Here is a 16,200-nt window from a genome sequence, read left to right on the forward strand (position 1 = left end):
GCGCGTCGCGTGCCGTCGTCGAGGAGCTGGCCGGCGCCGTCTGAGCGCGCCGGCCAGCGCGTCTTCCGCGTTATTTGAGTTCGTACAGGCCGGTGTGAGTGGTCGAGTCGAGTTCGTTCAGATGCGTCATGAAGCGCGCCACCGCGTTGGTGGTGTCCGCGTTGATCGGCAGACTCGGCACCCGCAACGCATGCAGACGGAAGATGTAGCGATGCGCCTTGTCGCCGCGCGGCGGCGCGGTGCCGCCGAAGCCGACCGTGCCGTAGTCGTTGCGCACTTGCAGCGCGCCTTGCGGCAGCAGCGAGCCGTCCGCCTTGCCGGCGTTGCGCGGCAGCGAGCGGGCGTCACCCGGAATGTTCACCACGACCCAGTGCCAGAAGCCGCTGCCGGTGGGCGCGTCGGGATCGTGAACGGTGAGCGCGAAGCTTTGCGTGTCGGGTGGCGGCGCTTCCCACTGCAACGCGGGAGAGATGTTCTCGCCGTCTACGCCGAAGGCCTTGTCGTGATATTCGTGGGCTTTCGGCATGAAGCCGTTGGTGGGAAATTCGTCGGACCAGAGACGGAAATCTGCCATGATGTGCCTCCCTTCTTGAGTGGTTCTGGGATGGTCGGGGCGTGCGGTTTTGCAACCGGTTTGCAGGGCAGGGCGCCGTGCGGAAGTACCCCGAGTTAGCCAATCGAGTGTATCACCAGCGGCCTTCGAATTCGTGGGAGCCGGGCGCACTACAGGCGGCTTTCAGCCGCGTTCCTCGAAGCTTGGCGCGTCGCTCTTCAACCACTCGACGAGCCGCTGCAAGACACCTTCGATATCGCGGTTGGCGCCACGCAATGCGCATTCCCATACCACCGCGACGCGCCAGCCGCCGGCGAGCAACGCCGCGCAAACCTTGTCGTCGTTGCTGCGATTGCGGCCGATCTTGTCGCGCCAGAATTCCGGCCGCGTTTGCGGCCATTTGAAAAGACGACAGTCGTGGCCGTGCCAGAAGCAGCCGTGCACCAGCACCACGGCGCGGTAGCGCGGCAAGACGATATCCGGGCGTCCGGGCAGATCGCGCGCATCCAGCCGGAAGCGAAAGCCCTGTCGATGCAGCAGGCTGCGGATCAGAATTTCCGGCTTGGTGTTGCGGCCGCGAATGCCGGACATCATCCGGCTGCGGGTTGCGCTATCGACGATATCGACCATCTCTTCTAGCGCTCAAACGATGGGTTGTTGCGCCGGCTATCCACGCCGACCGGCCGCTTACGCGTAGAGCGAGAGCGTTTGCTTCGAACCATGGCGAGTCTCCTCTGCGAGCAGGGCTTGCACATGCGGCAGCATGATGCGCGCCACTTCGCGCATCACCGGCATCACGACGCTGTTGCCGAACTGCCGGTAGGCCTGCGTGTCGCTCACCGGGATTCGGAAGGTATCGGGAAAGCCCATCAGGCGCGCGCATTCACGCGGCGTGAGGCGGCGTGGACGCAGTGACTCGCCCTGATAGACCAGAATCTCGGAGCCGTCCTTGTGATAACGCGCCGACAGCGTGCGCGTCACGCTGGTCGGATAAGCCATGCCGAAGCCGAAGCCGTTGCCCGCCGCGCGATGTTTCTCCGCGTAGTTCTGCAGGTAAGTCCAGAGATTCGGCGTGAGTGTGTACTTGGGCTGCACGCGTCGGCCGGCGTGATCGAAGAAACGGTCGTGGTCCCACGGCAGCACCGGCTCGCTGCCGTCCGTGCGATGCAGGATCGAGCCGAGACGCGGGCCGTCTTGCGGCAGGCGCAGGTCGTCCCACGAGAACGCAGTCTTGCCGCGAAAGCCGACGATGATGATCCGCTCCCGATGCTGCGGCGTGAAATGCTGGCCGTCGACCACGCGATAGTGCACTTCGTAACCGAGTTCGTCGCGCAAGGTTTGCAGGATCACGTCGAAGGTGCGGCCCTTGTCGTGCGAGAGCAGGTTCTTCACGTTCTCCAACAGGAACGCGGCGGGGCGTTTAGCGGCAATGATTCGCGCGACGTCGAAAAAGAGCGTGCCTTGGGTCGTGCATTCGAACCCGTGCGGCCGGCCCAGCGCATTTTTCTTGCTCACGCCGGCGATCGAAAACGGCTGGCACGGAAAGCCGCCCAGCAGAACGTCGTGGCTCGGCACGTCTTCAGCCGGAAACGAGACGATGTCGCCGATCAACGCATGCTCACCGCCGCCGGGATAATTCTCGCGATAGGTCTTGGTCGAAAAGTCGTTCCACTCGCTCGTAAAGACGCAGTCGCCGCCGTGCGCCTCGAACCCCATGCGAATCCCGCCGATGCCGGCAAACAGATCGATAAAGCGGAACTGGGCGTCGCCGCTCACGCTGCCGCGGGTCCGCGCGCGGTTTTGCAGCAGATCGCGCAAGGCCGGTTCCAGCATCGCCGGGCACTGCGTTTCGCCTTTTTCCCAGCGACGTACCGTCTTGATGTCCTTGCCGACATGCGCGGCGATTTCGCGTTGAGTGAAGCGGGCGCGCGCTTGCTTGAGCAGTGCGAGCGGTGCGGCGAGGGTCACGGGTGTCCTTGCTGGGAATTTTTGCGGACATTATGACCTAAGGTCGTCCCATTTCCCTATTTTTTGCGTCGCTTGGGCAGAAAATTTCCGGGTCGGGAACGCCGGCACAGAGCAAATGCGCGGCTAAACGTGGCTGTCACAGTTGCGCGTGTACGCTTGCGGCGTGACGCGAATCCCCGCGTTGCGACGTGTTGAGGCCGCGACTTTGGTTCGCGGCCTTTTTTTAACTCGCGTGTACGGAATGCCGCCGGCCCGGAAAGAGCTGGGTTCAGGCTCCCGGCGTGTCAGGCCGGGTGGCTGGCGCTGGCCGGGTAGGGCGGCGGGAACAACGCGGCAGTGGCTGGCGCCAATGCGTCCCACGCCAGTTGAGGTTCGGCTTCGTATTGATCGAGCTGGAGTAGGAGGCTGTCGACCGTGCACAGTTGCGCGTGGGACAAGCTGCCGGCGTCGAGCAACTGGTAGAGACGCTTGCGCCAATATCCGGCCGGCAGGATCGGGCCGCCCAGGTCGCCGTGTAAAGACGGCCGCATCACACGCGCAATGTGCGCAATGTCGCGATCGACCAGTGCGGCTTGAGATGATCCCGAAAGCGTGATGGGTGTGCGGTCCATGGCTTCTCCTTGGCACCTTTACGGCAGGCTGTGGCGGGACTTTAGGCCTGATTGAAAATATTTTTTCGCGGTGCGTGCGAGAGAAAACCTGGCGGCGCGCAGGCACGGGCACACCCGTTGCTCAGTCTGGATACTGGCGTAATGTCGCGCCGGCATTCCAAATAGTGGAGCCGAAAATGAACAAGGACCAGGTGAAGGGCGTGGCCGAGCAAGTCAAGGGCAAGGTCAACGAAGCGGTCGGCAAGGCCACGGACAACCCGGGTAAGGAAATCAAGGGCGACCTGCAACAAGGCGCGGGCAAGGTGCAGAAGGCCTATGGCGACGCTAAGGAAGACGCCAAGGACAACGCCAAGCGCAACGCGCCGTAATCTGGCTTGCGACGGGGCGACGGAGAAGGCGCTACGGCGCCTTTTCCTTTTGCCGACGCTTTTGCGTCGTACAAGGACTTTTTCGACCGATGGCGGATATTGCCTGGGAGTAACCCGGGGTTGGCGTCGGGAGCATTCCGCATGCGGTGCGCCGCCTTTAGACTTGGCGCATCCAATGCGGAGACGGCGCCCATGACACCCGAAAAAATTCTTTCGATGTTCGAGCGGCAGTACCTCGAGGGCAAAACGCCCGTCGACCTGGAGCAGACTTGCGCGAGCTTCGCCAGTTGGCTGGCGGCGGCTTGGGACCTGCTCGACGGCGAGCAGAAGACGCTGTTGCTGAGCGTCGGCGCCTCCTTGTGGCGCGAAGGTTATAACTTGCGCGCCGGTACGGCGACCAAAGATTTGTGGTAAGTGCCGGTTAGCGTGCGCGTTTTGCGTACGCGAGCGGCCGGTTACGGGTGGACTGTAAAACCTTGCGTGTCGATATGAGCGTTGGGCCACGCGCGCACGCGTTGCGCCGAGTCGGTTTATATTTGGCGATCTTGCGTTGGCGCTTCGCCGCCGGTCGTCCGGCCGGCTGCCGAGGCCCGATTCTCTTTTCAAGTCGCCACATTCGCACAAGGGTTACACCGCCACATGACCGAACTATCCGCTTTTCCGATCACGAAGAAATGGCCTGCCGAGCATCCGGACCGGATTCAGCTCTACTCGCTGCCCACGCCCAATGGCGTGAAGGTGTCGATCATGCTCGAAGAAACGGGCTTGCCGTACGAGCCGCATCTCGTGCGCTTCGATACCAACGATCAGATGTCGCCGGAGTTCATGTCGCTCAATCCGAACAACAAGATTCCGGCGATCATCGACCCGAACGGGCCTGACGGCAAGCCGTTGCCGCTGTTCGAATCCGGCGCGATCCTGCTTTATATCGCGGACAAGAGCGGCCAGTTGATTCCGCAGGATGCCGCCGGCCGCTATGAAGCGATCCAGTGGGTCATGTTCCAGATGGGCGGCATCGGGCCGATGTTCGGGCAGGTCGGCTTCTTTCACAAGTTCGCCGGCAAGGAGTATGAAGGCAAGCGTCCGCGCGATCGCTATATCGGCGAAGCGAAGCGCTTGCTCGGCGTATTGGATCGGCAACTCGAAGGACGTGACTGGATTCTGGGCGACGCGTACTCAATCGCCGATATCGCTACATTTCCCTGGGTGCGTAATCTGATCGGTTTCTATGAAGCGGGCGATCTCGTCGGCATTCAGGACTTCCCGAACGTGACGCGCGTGTTGGAGGCGTTCGTCGCGCGTCCGGCCGTGGCGAGGGGACTCGATATTCCTAAGCGTCCGTCGTAATCGATTTATGCGGCTGGGCGGCGAGTTTCGTCGGCCGGCCGTCGTTTAGCCTGGACCCGCCGCGCGTTCTTCTGCGTGGATTTCGCGGCGCCTCTCTGGCTTCCGTTTTTACACCCATCGCTGCGCGACGGAGCAAAGATTTCCGCGCGGGTAGCAAGACCGGCTCGACATTTCGTTGCAGGCGTTGGGTTACCCACTTACGCCGTTAGCTGCGGCGCTCATTATTGCAAAGGTCCTCACGGCAGCAGTCCGTGGCCATATCAATGGCGCTCACATTAGTCCCTGATTTGCCGTCGAGAGACGGGCGATGCAATTGCGATTTGCGTGACGGCGAAAACTTGACGATGGCGTGAATCGCCGCCGCGGCAAGAAATAAAGTCGGCAGCGAGTTGATTGCATCGACGGTCGTGTAAGACGTGCTAAGTTGCACTGTTGCCTGTTCTAACGCCGAGAGGTAGTTCATGAATCTGGTTACGACGCTGCGCCGCGGGCATCTACTGAAACATACTGATCTATCGGGAATCGGCCTCGAGATAGGACCGTATGATCAGCCGACCGTCTTCAAGTCGGAAGCGGACGTGCGATATCTGGACTGGAAAGACAGGGAGCAACTGGTTCGCGAATGCACGCACCCGGACATGATCGTCGACATACCCGAAATCGACTACGTGGTGCATTCGAATCGGTACGGCGAGTACATCAGCGATAAGTTCGACTACGTTATCGCGAATCATGTGATGGAGCACGCCCCCAACATGATTCAATGGCTAGCCGATCTATGCGACATGATGCGGCCCGGCGGAGTGCTGTTTTTAGCATTGCCCGACAAGAAGTTCAGTTTCGACAAATACAGGCCGGATACGGCGCTAAGTCATTTCGTGGCCGAGTATGTTGCCGGTGTCGAGGACATTCCGCGCGAACATCAAATCGAATGCGAGATCTATTACGACGAAGCATTCGTCAACAAGCCAATGCACGTGGCCGATAAGCTCGATATGAACCGTATCCGGCACAAGCTGGAGGCACCTCCGCATGTCGGTATTCACAGCCACGTTTTCGAGAGCGGCACGATCGAGTCCAAAGTCCTGAAGCCGATCCTGATGATGGGTTTCCTCGAATTCAATCTCGTCGATTTTGTGCCGGCGCTCGGCGAAACCGGCGGAGAGATGATCATTGTGCTTCGCAAGGAAACGCCTCGCGTGGAACTTACGACCGAGGAGTTCTACAGCGCCCCGGTGGATGCCGAGCTGGCGGCGCGCGCGATCGAGACAGCGGAGCGCCTCGCTGAGGCCGAGGCAGCCCTTGAGGAAGCGCGGCAGAAGGTTGCGACGACGCAGGAGCAGGTTGTGACAATGCAGGAGACGGTTGCAGCTATGCAGGAAAAGGTTGTCGCGATGCAGGAAGAGATTGCATCGAGGACTTCGACGATCAGCGCGCTCCAGTCGTCGACATCCTGGCGAATCACGGCGCCGTTGCGCGCGGCGGTGACCAGGCTTCGAGGGCTCGGCTCGAAAGGGCGCGACATATCGTATTGAATGTGCGCGCAGGTTCGGGCCTGGTTGTCGATTTTCTATGGCTCATTGCCGTCGCGCGATCGATGCAGAGTGTTCTCTCTCGAGATTGCTGGCACCAGTACATCGCTTCTTTGTATGATATTTCCGTAGACACCCTTCACCATTTGTCGGAGTTGCAATGAAACCGATCAAATTGCGTGTGCCGCGCGAGGAAGCCGCCGACCTGCCGGACGATCTCACTGCGTGGGCGAGCGTCTCCGGGGTCGATCCCGGACTGACTGTATTGAGCGAGCCTGGCTCTGCGACCGACAGTAGCTTGCCGGTCTTGTATCAGATCTACGTGAGCCAAAGCTTTTTCGAGCAGTTTCCGGAATGGCGCATGTATATCGAGCAGTAACGGATCACGGCCTTTATCACTGATGTGCACGCGCCCGCGCGGAGCGAAATGGTGCGGCTGTATGGCCGGCCGGCCGGCCGCAACCCTCATACGAAATCCCTGGTTATATTTGGCGACAGGTATCTGTAAGATAACGATTCGCATCAGCGCCCCGGGCGCGGTGTGTGTGTTTTAGCCGCAGCATTGCTGCGGCTTTTTTTTGCTCAGTTTTTTTCGCGCGGCGTCTCTGGGCGGGAATGGTGTTTTCCCTGGCGTTTCGTCCTAGGGCATGGCGGTTGCGCGATGTTCACCGCATACGCGGACCGTCGCGTCAGGAGAGTGATCATGGCTTGCCAATCCTATGCACCGTATCGCGGGTTCGGGATCGACGTTCAGGTCACGACCGGGAAGACGTTGTGTTTGCACAATGTCGGACGCCGGTACAAGGTGTCCTGGACTATCAGTTCGTCCAGTCAGCCCGCACAGAAGGTTGCGAGTTTTCCAGAGCAACTCGAATTTATGTCTGAGCAAGATGCGTTCAGATATGCCGAGAAGCGAGCGCAGACGTTCATCGACTGCATGCTCTCGGGGAATTCGGCTATTTCATCTGGTTGTGATGCGGGCGTTGGGGCCGTTCGCACGGAAGCGCCGCGCGTTTGAAGGGGATGGCGCGGTGCGGCGCGTCGTGCGTAGGGACATTTCAAGAGTCATTGCTTCCTTGTAGCTGCGGTGGCCCGGGCCGGCAGCGGAATGCCATGCTTGATGCCATTCTCGCGCGTGCTACGATCTTTGGCGCCAGGCCGTCCGACGGACGGTACGCACAAGCGGCACAAGTGAGCGCTCAGAATGCCCATCAATTATCTTCGTGGCTTTACGGCACCGGAACGTACCGACGTGACGAACCGTCGTTTGGGGCGTTCACTGGCGTTTGTCGCCGGGGCGGCTAATGCGGGCGGATTTCTGGCCGTTGGCCAGTACACTTCGCACATGTCCGGGATCGTCTCGTCGCTGGCTGATAATGCCGTGCTTGGCGAGGCGGGCCTCTTCGTTTCGGGGCTCAGTTCGCTTTTTTCGTTCCTTGTTGGCGCGGCTGCGTCTGCGATCCTGATCAATTGGGGTCGCCGGCGGAATCTGCACAGCATCTACGCGACACCGCTCGCGATTGAAGCCATTCTGCTGCTGTGCTTCGGGCTGCTCGGCTCGAACCTTGAACATCATCGGTTTCTTTTCGTGCCTGCCACCGTCTGCGTCCTGTGCTTTGTTATGGGTCTGCAGAACGCGATGATCACGAAGATTTCGCGATCGGAGATTCGTACGACTCACGTTACCGGCCTGGTAACGGATGTCGGTATCGAACTGGGCAAGATGCTCTACTGGAATTCACCGTCGATTGCCGGGGAAGGGGCCGTCAGGGCGGATAAGCAGAAACTCGCGCTGCTTGGCTCGCTGCTGCTTTCGTTTATTGCCGGGGGGGTGGCGGGGGCCGTCGGGTTTAAATATCTTGGATTTATAGCGAGTGTGCCGCTCGCTATTGTTCTGCTGACGCTAGCTGTTGTGCCTTTGGTCGATGATGTGCGTGGTGTGCGCTGCTAGGGCGCATTTTGTGATTCGTTGATGGGATATTGAACTGCGTTTTGCATGCCGAGCATTTCATGGGCTTGACGCGTCTATGCGCCGGCTTTGCTGCAAGTGGCTGCTCCTCGCCGGCGCACCCGTTGGTACAGTCACAGGCACCAATTGGACCTTGAAGGGCTTGCTGGGAAAGGGTTTCGGCCGAGTTGCCGCCGAGTTCCTGGTCCCCCTGACAGGAATCGAACCTGTATCTAGCGCTTAGGAGGCACTTGTTCTATCCATTGAACTACAGGGAGATGGATATTGACAATGGGAGCACCGGAGCCTTGCTGCTACTGGCTTCCGCGTTGTCCCGTGGGCGTTTCCGGCTTTTTTTGCTTCACCCTAAATGAAGCACCGTGACAGCCTGTGAATCCCCGTTTGTAGCAGTCAGTGCTACACTTTTGCTACAAATTGACCCTGTAGCAGTCGGAAGTGATCTGGCACTGCTACAGTTTCCGAGCGGGGTATCACATGGCTTCAATCCTGCCTGTCGGCAGTCGCTGGCGTGCCCAGGTACGCAAACGCGGCCAGAGTATAGCAAAAACATTCAGGACGAAAGGTGCAGCGCAGGCGTGGGCGCGGGAGAAGGAAGTCGAAATCGAGAAGGGTATCCATGCCGTCGAGCTGGCCACGGTCACTGTCGGCACGTTGATCAGAAAGTACCGCGAGGCCCGTGCCGAATCGGGCCGCCCGGTCAAGCCGAAATCGAACGAGGATTACATCCTGCAGCGGCTCCAGGATGAGTTTGAAAGTGACTTTGCCGCGCAGCTCACCACGCAGCGCATCGTGCAGTTCGCGCAGAAGCGCAGGAAGTCCGGCGCCGGCGGATTTACTATCGACATGGATATTTCCAAGCTCGGTACGGTCATGCGGCACACCGGGTCGCTGCTCGATCTGGCGCTGCCCGATGCGACCGGGATCGCCCGGCCCACACTGCACCACCTGAACCTGATCGAAGCAGGCAAACGGCGCGAGCGGCGGCCGACGCCCGAAGAGATCGGGAAGATATTTGCGTGGTTTGCTGAGCATCCAGAGCGCGAGCAGGCGATGCCGGATCTGCTGCGGGTCGCGATGCAGTGCGCGTTCCGGCGCGGCGAGTTGTTCAATCTGCAGTGGGACGACATTGATGCGGAAAATCATCTCGCGCTCGTGCGTGATCGCAAGCATCCCCGGCAGAAGATGGGTAACAATGAATGGGTCCCGTTAATCGGCGATTCGTTCGAGGTGATCATGCGGCAGGCGCGTTACCCTGTGCCGGAGGCGTACGCGGAGAAGCGCAAGGCCGATCCGACAGTGCCGCCGCACAAGAACGAATTCATTTTCCGGTTCGACAAGGGCACGGCTAGCAAGTACTTCAAGCGGGCGTGTGACGACAAAGGCATTGTGGATCTGCATTTGCACGACCTGCGCCACGAAGCGACGAGTGCGCTGTTCGAGGCGGGCTGGCAGATTCCTGAAGTGGCCGCCGTGACTGGACACAAGGACTGGCGAAACCTGAAGCGTTATACGAATCTAGACCCGGCTCAGGTAGCGAGGAAGGGCAGGCTGAAATTAGTAAATGCGGCTTGATCTGCCGTCACGAGCTAAAATAGCGGCGCGCCGAAACGTTGCGACGGTCAGCTCGGGCATTTTTGACGTTCCACGACAATTTTTGGCAGTTCGCTAGCAAAGAAATGGCAAAGAAACAGCCCCAACCAGCGAATGACATAGAGATCATCGCCGTAAAAGATTTGCGGCTTGATGCGCTGAACCCTCGCCTGCCGACGACGGTTGCGCGGACGCAGGAGGCGATGATCGATTATTTGGCCACGACAACCTCGATAGAGGATCTGATGTCGGCGATCGCGGAAAACGGATATTTTCCGGGTGAGCCGCTGATCGCGGTCAAGCGCGATAACGAAGACCTCTACGACGTTGTTGAAGGAAATCGTCGCTTAACCGCAGTCATTCTTCTTAACGACCCATCCCGGTGTTCAAAGCCTTCGACCCGGATGAGGGAGTTGTCCGACTCGGTGGGCGACTTCGACGAGTTGCCGGTGGTTGTGAGGGCGACGCGGCAGGAAGTGCTGCCCTACCTGGGTTTTCGACATATCACCGGTGTCAAGCAGTGGGAGCCGTTAGCTAAAGCTCGCTACCTCAAGCAGCTGTTTGACATGACGAACACCACTGCAGTACCTGGTGATCGCTACGCAGAAGTTGCGAACGCAATTGGCAGTAGGCGCGATCACGTTAAGCGCAATCTGGATGCACTTGCCGTCTATGAGGTGATCGAGCAACAGGATTTTTTTGAGATCGATGAGCTTGGAGAGGAATCCATCAAGTTCTCGATCCTTTCCACGGCCCTCGCAGACGAAAACATTGCGTCTTTTGTCGGCAGTGCGGTTTGGGATGCAGCAGAACAGGAGTATTTGCCCACTAACCCGATTGTTGACGCCGACGCTCTTGACGTACACAAAGTGCGGAAGCTCGCGGAATGGTGCTTCAAGAAAGACGAGAAGGGCAAGACGGTCCTCGGCGAATCTCGAAATCTTCGTCAACTTGCTGCAGTCGTTTCCACAAGCAAGGCGCTTGAGGCACTGCAGAATGGCGCATCGCTTGAGTATTCCTATCGGATGACGAAGGGTGTCGACGCGGAGTTCCTCGAATTGCTATACGAGGCAGAGGCGACTGTGCGTAGGGCGGTGTCAATGATCGCAAGCGTGGACTATGCGCCCGAAGCGGTTGACGTTGCCAGAACAATTTTCAAGAATGTAAGGCTTATTGGTACGCAGCTCGCCGACAAAAAGCCGAAGGATTCAGAAGATGAGTTTTAAGCCGGGCGCCTTGCACAAAACCACGCCGCATCTTTTCGCAGACCTGCTTGAATTGCTTCTGCTGACTAACGCTGACGGTCGTGCGGGATATCACAAAAACGAAATTGGAGATGTGGCCGAGAGACTTCCGGTCGCGGCAGAGGATCTCGACTGGCAGCCGGCGCGACCGCGAAATGACGAAAATGGTGCGGAAGTACAAGACCGTCAGGAACGTTACATAGAGGATTTGTGGCGCGTTCTCGAGTATCGCGCGGCGGTGATGGGGGCTGCCTATCCGTTCCGCGTGGGGGGCGGACGGATCGACTTGGAGCGGGCGCTCGACACGCCGCAGACACGCATTTACAGGTTGCTGGTCTCATGCTCTCGTTTGCGGTCGTTTCCGAATAACGGTTGTCGGCAGCGCTGGGCTGCAGCCTTTACGAGTCTTTGCGCCATAGCTTTCCGCAGTATGGTTCCGTCTCACGCGAGCGTCAGAATTTTTGATGCAAATTCGGTGGACCGGCGGGAGTACTACGACGTCGACTTAAGAAGGGCGTTGGTGAAGCTCGGCGAAGATTTGCAGCCAGAGATGATCAACATGGAAAATTGCGCGAAGGTGTCCGCCTCCGGTGACGCTGGGTTAGATCTAGTGGCTATTGTGCCGTTCGGCGATGACGCAACGACGGTGCACGCGCTATTCGCGCAATGCGGTGCGCAGGAGACCGATTGGCCTTCGAAAGTGCTGGAGGCACATCCTATCGCGTTCAGGTCCTACTACCAGTTTCTGCACGAGCCCGCGAATGTGATGTTCATCCCGCTCTCGTATCGCGGGCCGGATGGGAAGTGGGTCGACTCAAGCAATGTATCCGGTTGCATCGTCATCGATCGGGAACGTATCTTTCGTCTGGTCGAGCGACAGAATTTAGACGAGTTAGTTGCGGCACATTGGTTCACGCAGTTTGAAACCGAATTTACTGCTGTCACGCAGCCTGAGCCGCAACGCACGGCGGTCGCCGCATAGAAACTGCGCCTGATGTGGCCATGTCGTGGCGGCACATCGGGCGAGCGGCGCAATTAAGACCAGATATCGGGCAACGACCCGGCGACGGCTTTGAAGAGCGGCGGCGGGACAGCATTTCCCACGACGCGATATTTCATGGCCAGCGAAGCGGCGTCAGTTTCCGGAAAAGAGAACTGCTTCCCAAACCCTTGAAGTCGCGCGGCCTCACGATAGGAAAAGCGCCGCGCTGCCTCGTCCGACTCGAAAACCCATTTGTCGGTGTGAATGCGACGCAGTGCCGGGCTCATTGGATGCAGCGGCATATGGCGCATGTGGCTGACAATAGTCTTCGAAGTCTCTGACCAGTCCCGGCGCCGATTGCGCGACATGTAGTACCAGTGAAATGGATCCTCGCAAAATTCCCCTGTCGGCCAATCGGGCAGGCCGTCCAATGCATCTCGTATTGTCGCGAGATCCTTTTCGCCGTGCTCCCCATGCGTGGCGTAGGGGAACGCATACTCCACGCCCAAATCCTTGCGGATACCGACGATTATGATGCGCTTGCGCTCTTGCGCGACTCCGAAATCCTGCGCATTCATGACAGCGGGCCGCACGTGATAACCGTACTTCCCGGCCGCCGAAAACTTGCTGATCTGGTCGTCCAGCAGATGTCGATAGGTCGACCGGATCATTCCGGACACGTTCTCAACGATGAATGCTTTTGGCTGGATCTGTTGCAATGCACGCAAGAATTCCAGGTACAGGTAATTTATGTTGCGGTTTGCTTCGCGTGCACCGCCCTGCGAGAATCCTTGGCATGGGTAACAACCGACCAGCAATTCGGCCTTCGGAAAGCTTTTGATATCGGCCACGCTGCCGAGCCGATAGTCCGTCTCAGGATGGTTGTGCAGGTAGACGTCTCGCGCGTAGGGCAAAATATCATTTGCCATGAGCACGTTGAAGCCGAGCGACACGAGCCCCGCGTCCGATCCCCCGCATCCCGTAAAAAGTGAAACCGCCGTTGGCATTTTTCCTCCGTTCGCCGGCATTATATACAGAGGCGCGGCGCGCCAGATTCCGTCACGATGTTACCCGCTCGCGAGCCTTCTTCGACATGTCGTCGAGATATTCGGCTACTGCGTCATAGGCGGCGTAGCGAGCAGCCCCTTCCTTGTACGTCGGAATCGGAAACGTCTCTGCGCTGACCTGGTTGCGGATTGTGCCCTCGGACATGGCCAGAAGCGTAGCGAGCTGGCCCATGGTCAGACGCGGACCGAATTTTTCGAGGATGTACGCGCGGGTAAGTAGGCTCATGGTTGCTCTCACGTCGACGGATGCAGCGCTCGATCGAGCTGCATCAAACCGGTTTCAATGGACAGGCGGGCCTGTTCGGCCCACGTGCGCGCTTCTTGCGCGGCTTTGTGCCGGCTATAGCTGCCTACCTCGTCGCGCATGAGATCGAGCAGCTCGATGTCGGCGCCAAGAGCGATGACTTCGGTCAACTGGCGGAGCTCGAGGCGAAGGGCTGCGATCCGGGCGAGGGTGACCAGTCGGGAATCCGATTGGCCTTCGTTCGTCTGGATTGGTTTGCGCCGCGAAAGCGGCGCTTCGTCCTTCTGGATCGCTTCGGCGGGCGGGAGCCCGCTACCGTTGACGTCGTCATTCGATGTCCGTGCCGGGACGGCGCCAGCGTGGAAATGGCGTGAGCGTGTACCCGCATGTTCCCGCTTATGCGGCAGCGGACAGGGGGTAGAAGTGGCCGGGAGAACCATCATTTCCCCTCCCGCTCGCCGCTGCGCAGGGCCCGCTGAACCACCGGTGACGAAGGAAAGGGCCACGCTGCGTTGCCCTGCTGCTCGACCCGCTCCTGCAGTTCGACGAAGCGCGCGATCTCAGGCTCGGCCGCGCAAAGGGTAGCAAGCCACGTCAGGATCGCAGTGCGTTCCTTACCGTTGCGCGCATTGTTCGCCTCGAATCGCACGAACTTGCGAATCGAGCGAACTCCGGCCGCGAATGCCTGTTCCGGTAACGACCAGTAGAATCCGCTTGTCACGTCGGCCGCCTTGAGTGGGCCAGATCGCCCCTCGCCCGGCAGTAGGATCGTTGTCGCCATAACGTAATGACCGCCGTCAACGCTGCCGATGCGAATGTCGGCTCCAACGCTTTTCAAGGCGCCCTTGCCCTTAAACTCGCGACTGTCGAATGGCGTTGCCTCGAATGCCGCACGACTCGCCGTGGTCTTTTTTGCAGACAACGGCTTCGCGTCTAGCAAGTCGGCGAGCGGCGTCAACACGGTGTGGATGCCTGCAATCGTTTCGGGCAGAAGTTTGCCGAAGACGGGGTCGTGCAGGACCGACTGAAGCGCCTGTAAAAGTAACTTTGCTTGTACGTCCGTGATCTTGTGGGCTGCTGGCTTCGCGAGCGCCTTCTTGGTGACCTTGGCTTTCCCGCTGGCCTTCACCTGTGCCGCTGCGTTCGTAAGGCGCTCAAGTGCCTTCTCGCCTCCATGGGTCCGGATCTCTTCGATCGCAAGCGTCGATGCCACAACCTTGTCACGGACGAGCTTGTGGAGTGCGGCGGGCGCATGGGCGAGCAGCAGCACGTCGCGGATCGTCTGGTCAGTAACGTTGAGGCGATCGCAGATGGTGGCGTTCGGCTCGCCGAGCTCCTGCAGCTCAACGACCTTCTCTGCGAGCTGCAATGGCGTGAGTTTCTCTCCGTCGTTATTGTTGATGCCGGCATAGATCAAGTTGGCGCGATTGACTGACTTGGCTTCGTCGATCACGCACGGTAGCCGGTCAATCTCCTTGTCTTTTGCAAACCCGCCTTCCTTGATGGCGAGCAGCGCCGCATGGTATCGGTGCTGGCCTTCGTACACATAAATCCGGTCTTCCCCGCCGACCTTGCGTACGAAGCAACCGAGCGGTTTCTTGCGATCATAGCCGTTCGCTTTCATCAGCTCGGCGAGATGGCGCACGCGGTCTTGGTCGAGCGGGCGAACGTTGTCGCGCGGGTCGTAATGGATCTGATCCGGCGGTACCGTCCAGAGGTCGGAGGATCCGCCGCCGGCGGCCTTGACTGCGGCCTTGGTGTTGCCAGTGACGATCATTGCGTCGAGAACGAGCGGGCTGGTCCTAGCCATGATTCGCCTCCAGCGTGGACTGGATGCCGCCTACATCGGCAAACGTGGCATCCGGGGCATAGTGAAACAACGTGCCGTCAAACGGAGCGATAGTCAGGCCGGCGAGCCAGTACACGAGTCGTTCGTCCGAGCGTCGGATGGCCTGTCGCACGACCGTACCTCGCACCAGCATGTGCAGGTCGAGGCGGAGCGCATGTCGATCGGCATGTGGCAACGCGGCCTCGATATTGTCGATCGTCAGCGGATCACGTTGGCCAGCTAAAAATGCGATCAACGCTTTGCAGATCGGAGACAGGTCATTGCGCATGGCGCCTCCCGAAAAGTCTCCCCGACCACGCGTGCAGAAACGGCCGTGCGAAGCACAAAGCGCAGAATCCCGCGATTGCGACAACGATGAGTTTGCCGGCTGACACACCAGCGAAGAGCCACAGAATTGCATCGACCAGGCCGAAGACAAAGCCGATGTGCCGTTGCTGACCATGGCCGGTAAGAAACCACACGGCACAGCATGTAGTGATTGCGACGAGGAGGGCGAAGGTCATGCAGCCTCCTTCACGCGCAGTGCGCGCGGCTTGCGCTTGCTCGCCCTGGCAATTGTAGTTACGGCAAGCGACTCGGCTCGTTTGCGAAGATTTCTCTTGATCGCCGTCGCGCAGTCGTCCTCGTTCGGATAAGAGATCGATGTGCTGACGACCTCAGTGCCGTCGAGAATCATGTAAAGCGTGTGTACGCTGTCAGCAAGCGGTCTCCGTGCGACGACATACTCTCCGACCATGACTGGCGTTGTGGGACGTGGCGCCATCGGATCGTAGTGGAATGTCGAGCGCAGACCGATGGTGTCGCGCCGTGTAGGCTCCGGCGGTGCGTTGAGTTTTGCTCTTGGCATGTGGCGTTAGTCCGTATCGCCAGCGGCAA

At 59.4% G+C, this 16,200-nt stretch carries 21 protein-coding genes and 1 tRNA gene; 10 read left to right on the forward strand and 12 right to left on the reverse strand.

From position 1 onward, the window contains the following. Positions 1 to 70: 70 nt before the first annotated feature. The 4 genes from BPHYT_RS05600 to BPHYT_RS05615 form a co-directional block, all read right to left on the reverse strand. The gene (locus BPHYT_RS05600) at positions 71 to 574 is read right to left on the reverse strand and encodes a YbhB/YbcL family Raf kinase inhibitor-like protein (protein WP_012432181.1); all 504 of its coding nucleotides are present in this window, start codon (positions 572 to 574) and stop codon (positions 71 to 73) included. A gap of 162 nt (positions 575 to 736) precedes the next feature. After that, positions 737 to 1,183, reverse strand: a complete 447-nt coding sequence (locus BPHYT_RS05605; protein ID WP_012432182.1) for a very short patch repair endonuclease — start codon at positions 1,181 to 1,183, stop codon at positions 737 to 739. A 57-nt stretch (positions 1,184 to 1,240) separates the two neighbouring features. Further along, the gene (gene dcm / locus BPHYT_RS05610) at positions 1,241 to 2,521 is read right to left on the reverse strand and encodes a DNA (cytosine-5-)-methyltransferase (protein WP_012432183.1); all 1,281 of its coding nucleotides are present in this window, start codon (positions 2,519 to 2,521) and stop codon (positions 1,241 to 1,243) included. A gap of 284 nt (positions 2,522 to 2,805) precedes the next feature. Continuing rightward, complete coding sequence (locus BPHYT_RS05615) at positions 2,806 to 3,132, reverse strand: hypothetical protein (protein WP_012432184.1); 327 nt, start codon at positions 3,130 to 3,132, stop codon at positions 2,806 to 2,808. A 176-nt stretch (positions 3,133 to 3,308) separates the two neighbouring features. Here BPHYT_RS05615 and BPHYT_RS05620 point away from each other — a divergent pair, with 176 nt between their 5' ends. From BPHYT_RS05620 to BPHYT_RS05630, 3 genes are all read left to right on the forward strand, one after another. Beyond that, positions 3,309 to 3,500: a CsbD family protein gene (locus tag BPHYT_RS05620; protein ID WP_012432185.1), complete on the forward strand. Its 192-nt coding sequence runs from the start codon at positions 3,309 to 3,311 to the stop codon at positions 3,498 to 3,500. A 192-nt stretch (positions 3,501 to 3,692) separates the two neighbouring features. Further along, positions 3,693 to 3,914, forward strand: coding sequence for a hypothetical protein (locus tag BPHYT_RS05625; protein ID WP_041758309.1), 222 nt, complete (start codon positions 3,693 to 3,695; stop codon positions 3,912 to 3,914). Between the two features lie 225 nt (positions 3,915 to 4,139). Then, complete coding sequence (locus BPHYT_RS05630) at positions 4,140 to 4,847, forward strand: glutathione S-transferase C-terminal domain-containing protein (RefSeq protein ID WP_012432187.1); 708 nt, start codon at positions 4,140 to 4,142, stop codon at positions 4,845 to 4,847. Positions 4,848 to 5,052: 205 nt separating this feature from the next. Here BPHYT_RS05630 and BPHYT_RS05635 read toward each other — a convergent pair whose 3' ends face one another. Continuing rightward, on the reverse strand, positions 5,053 to 5,310 hold the full coding sequence (locus BPHYT_RS05635; protein ID WP_041758310.1) for a hypothetical protein: 258 nt from the start codon (positions 5,308 to 5,310) through the stop codon (positions 5,053 to 5,055). A 175-nt stretch (positions 5,311 to 5,485) separates the two neighbouring features. On the opposite strand from BPHYT_RS05635, the gene BPHYT_RS05640 reads away from it, so the two are divergent. The 4 genes from BPHYT_RS05640 to BPHYT_RS05655 all read left to right on the forward strand — a co-directional run bounded on the left by BPHYT_RS05640 (position 5,486) and on the right by BPHYT_RS05655 (position 8,330). Next, positions 5,486 to 6,382, forward strand: coding sequence for a class I SAM-dependent methyltransferase (locus BPHYT_RS05640; protein ID WP_238535630.1), 897 nt, complete (start codon positions 5,486 to 5,488; stop codon positions 6,380 to 6,382). A 157-nt stretch (positions 6,383 to 6,539) separates the two neighbouring features. Then, positions 6,540 to 6,758, forward strand: coding sequence for a hypothetical protein (locus BPHYT_RS05645; RefSeq protein ID WP_012432189.1), 219 nt, complete (start codon positions 6,540 to 6,542; stop codon positions 6,756 to 6,758). Positions 6,759 to 7,082: 324 nt separating this feature from the next. After that, positions 7,083 to 7,397 carry a hypothetical protein gene (locus BPHYT_RS05650; RefSeq protein ID WP_012432190.1) on the forward strand — a complete coding sequence of 105 codons (315 nt, stop codon included), beginning with the start codon at positions 7,083 to 7,085 and terminating at the stop codon, positions 7,395 to 7,397. A gap of 186 nt (positions 7,398 to 7,583) precedes the next feature. Continuing rightward, complete coding sequence (locus BPHYT_RS05655; RefSeq protein ID WP_012432191.1) at positions 7,584 to 8,330, forward strand: YoaK family protein; 747 nt, start codon at positions 7,584 to 7,586, stop codon at positions 8,328 to 8,330. 200 nt (positions 8,331 to 8,530) lie between these two features. Here the strand turns inward: BPHYT_RS05655 and BPHYT_RS05660 are convergent. Next, positions 8,531 to 8,605 (reverse strand) — tRNA-Arg (locus BPHYT_RS05660). A 217-nt stretch (positions 8,606 to 8,822) separates the two neighbouring features. On the opposite strand from BPHYT_RS05660, the gene BPHYT_RS05665 reads away from it, so the two are divergent. From BPHYT_RS05665 to BPHYT_RS05675, 3 genes are all read left to right on the forward strand, one after another. Continuing rightward, positions 8,823 to 9,920, forward strand: a complete 1,098-nt coding sequence (locus BPHYT_RS05665; protein WP_012432192.1) for a site-specific integrase — start codon at positions 8,823 to 8,825, stop codon at positions 9,918 to 9,920. Positions 9,921 to 10,024: 104 nt separating this feature from the next. Further along, positions 10,025 to 11,164 (forward strand): ParB N-terminal domain-containing protein, encoded by a 1,140-nt coding sequence (locus tag BPHYT_RS05670; RefSeq protein ID WP_012432193.1) that lies wholly within the window; start codon positions 10,025 to 10,027, stop codon positions 11,162 to 11,164. Continuing rightward, positions 11,154 to 12,164 (forward strand): hypothetical protein, encoded by a 1,011-nt coding sequence (locus tag BPHYT_RS05675; RefSeq protein WP_012432194.1) that lies wholly within the window; start codon positions 11,154 to 11,156, stop codon positions 12,162 to 12,164. The genes BPHYT_RS05670 and BPHYT_RS05675 overlap by 11 nt, the downstream gene beginning before the upstream one ends. A gap of 53 nt (positions 12,165 to 12,217) precedes the next feature. Here BPHYT_RS05675 and BPHYT_RS05680 read toward each other — a convergent pair whose 3' ends face one another. The 6 genes from BPHYT_RS05680 to BPHYT_RS05710 form a co-directional block, all read right to left on the reverse strand. Continuing rightward, positions 12,218 to 13,171, reverse strand: a complete 954-nt coding sequence (locus BPHYT_RS05680) for a DNA cytosine methyltransferase (protein WP_012432195.1) — start codon at positions 13,169 to 13,171, stop codon at positions 12,218 to 12,220. Positions 13,172 to 13,223: 52 nt separating this feature from the next. Continuing rightward, a complete protein-coding gene (locus BPHYT_RS05685; RefSeq protein ID WP_012432196.1) occupies positions 13,224 to 13,457 on the reverse strand; it encodes a hypothetical protein in 234 nt (77 codons plus the stop codon). Positions 13,458 to 13,465: 8 nt separating this feature from the next. Continuing rightward, positions 13,466 to 13,918, reverse strand: a complete 453-nt coding sequence (locus tag BPHYT_RS37125; RefSeq protein ID WP_012432197.1) for a hypothetical protein — start codon at positions 13,916 to 13,918, stop codon at positions 13,466 to 13,468. Continuing rightward, positions 13,915 to 15,285, reverse strand: a complete 1,371-nt coding sequence (locus BPHYT_RS36655) for a ParB N-terminal domain-containing protein (protein WP_012432198.1) — start codon at positions 15,283 to 15,285, stop codon at positions 13,915 to 13,917. Before BPHYT_RS36655 ends, BPHYT_RS37125 begins: the two co-directional genes overlap by 4 nt. Continuing rightward, a complete protein-coding gene (locus BPHYT_RS05700; protein WP_012432199.1) occupies positions 15,278 to 15,592 on the reverse strand; it encodes a hypothetical protein in 315 nt (104 codons plus the stop codon). The genes BPHYT_RS36655 and BPHYT_RS05700 overlap by 8 nt, the downstream gene beginning before the upstream one ends. A gap of 231 nt (positions 15,593 to 15,823) precedes the next feature. Further along, entirely contained in the window at positions 15,824 to 16,171 is a 348-nt protein-coding gene (locus BPHYT_RS05710; RefSeq protein WP_012432201.1) for a hypothetical protein, read from the reverse strand. Positions 16,172 to 16,200: the final 29 nt, after the last annotated feature.

The organism is Paraburkholderia phytofirmans PsJN, from assembly GCF_000020125.1.
Taxonomy (GTDB): Bacteria; Pseudomonadota; Gammaproteobacteria; order Burkholderiales; family Burkholderiaceae; genus Paraburkholderia; species Paraburkholderia phytofirmans.

Bases quoted from the DNA above. Each gene is read 5' to 3' on its own strand.
- BPHYT_RS05600 (WP_012432181.1), bottom strand. From the start codon at position 574: ATGGCAGATTTCCGTCTCTGGTCCGACGAATTTCCCACCAACGGCTTC.
- BPHYT_RS05605 (WP_012432182.1), bottom strand. From the start codon at position 1,183: ATGGTCGATATCGTCGATAGCGCAACCCGCAGCCGGATGATGTCCGGC.
- BPHYT_RS05615 (WP_012432184.1), bottom strand. From the start codon at position 3,132: ATGGACCGCACACCCATCACGCTTTCGGGATCATCTCAAGCCGCACTG.
- BPHYT_RS05620 (WP_012432185.1), top strand. From the start codon at position 3,309: ATGAACAAGGACCAGGTGAAGGGCGTGGCCGAGCAAGTCAAGGGCAAG.
- BPHYT_RS05625 (WP_041758309.1), top strand. From the start codon at position 3,693: ATGACACCCGAAAAAATTCTTTCGATGTTCGAGCGGCAGTACCTCGAG.
- BPHYT_RS05630 (WP_012432187.1), top strand. From the start codon at position 4,140: ATGACCGAACTATCCGCTTTTCCGATCACGAAGAAATGGCCTGCCGAG.
- BPHYT_RS05635 (WP_041758310.1), bottom strand. From the start codon at position 5,310: ATGAACTACCTCTCGGCGTTAGAACAGGCAACAGTGCAACTTAGCACG.
- BPHYT_RS05640 (WP_238535630.1), top strand. From the start codon at position 5,486: ATGATCGTCGACATACCCGAAATCGACTACGTGGTGCATTCGAATCGG.
- BPHYT_RS05645 (WP_012432189.1), top strand. From the start codon at position 6,540: ATGAAACCGATCAAATTGCGTGTGCCGCGCGAGGAAGCCGCCGACCTG.
- BPHYT_RS05650 (WP_012432190.1), top strand. From the start codon at position 7,083: ATGGCTTGCCAATCCTATGCACCGTATCGCGGGTTCGGGATCGACGTT.
- BPHYT_RS05655 (WP_012432191.1), top strand. From the start codon at position 7,584: ATGCCCATCAATTATCTTCGTGGCTTTACGGCACCGGAACGTACCGAC.
- BPHYT_RS05665 (WP_012432192.1), top strand. From the start codon at position 8,823: ATGGCTTCAATCCTGCCTGTCGGCAGTCGCTGGCGTGCCCAGGTACGC.
- BPHYT_RS05670 (WP_012432193.1), top strand. From the start codon at position 10,025: ATGGCAAAGAAACAGCCCCAACCAGCGAATGACATAGAGATCATCGCC.
- BPHYT_RS05675 (WP_012432194.1), top strand. From the start codon at position 11,154: ATGAGTTTTAAGCCGGGCGCCTTGCACAAAACCACGCCGCATCTTTTC.
- BPHYT_RS05680 (WP_012432195.1), bottom strand. From the start codon at position 13,171: ATGCCAACGGCGGTTTCACTTTTTACGGGATGCGGGGGATCGGACGCG.
- BPHYT_RS05685 (WP_012432196.1), bottom strand. From the start codon at position 13,457: ATGAGCCTACTTACCCGCGCGTACATCCTCGAAAAATTCGGTCCGCGT.
- BPHYT_RS37125 (WP_012432197.1), bottom strand. From the start codon at position 13,918: ATGATGGTTCTCCCGGCCACTTCTACCCCCTGTCCGCTGCCGCATAAG.
- BPHYT_RS36655 (WP_012432198.1), bottom strand. From the start codon at position 15,285: ATGGCTAGGACCAGCCCGCTCGTTCTCGACGCAATGATCGTCACTGGC.
- BPHYT_RS05700 (WP_012432199.1), bottom strand. From the start codon at position 15,592: ATGCGCAATGACCTGTCTCCGATCTGCAAAGCGTTGATCGCATTTTTA.
- BPHYT_RS05710 (WP_012432201.1), bottom strand. From the start codon at position 16,171: ATGCCAAGAGCAAAACTCAACGCACCGCCGGAGCCTACACGGCGCGAC.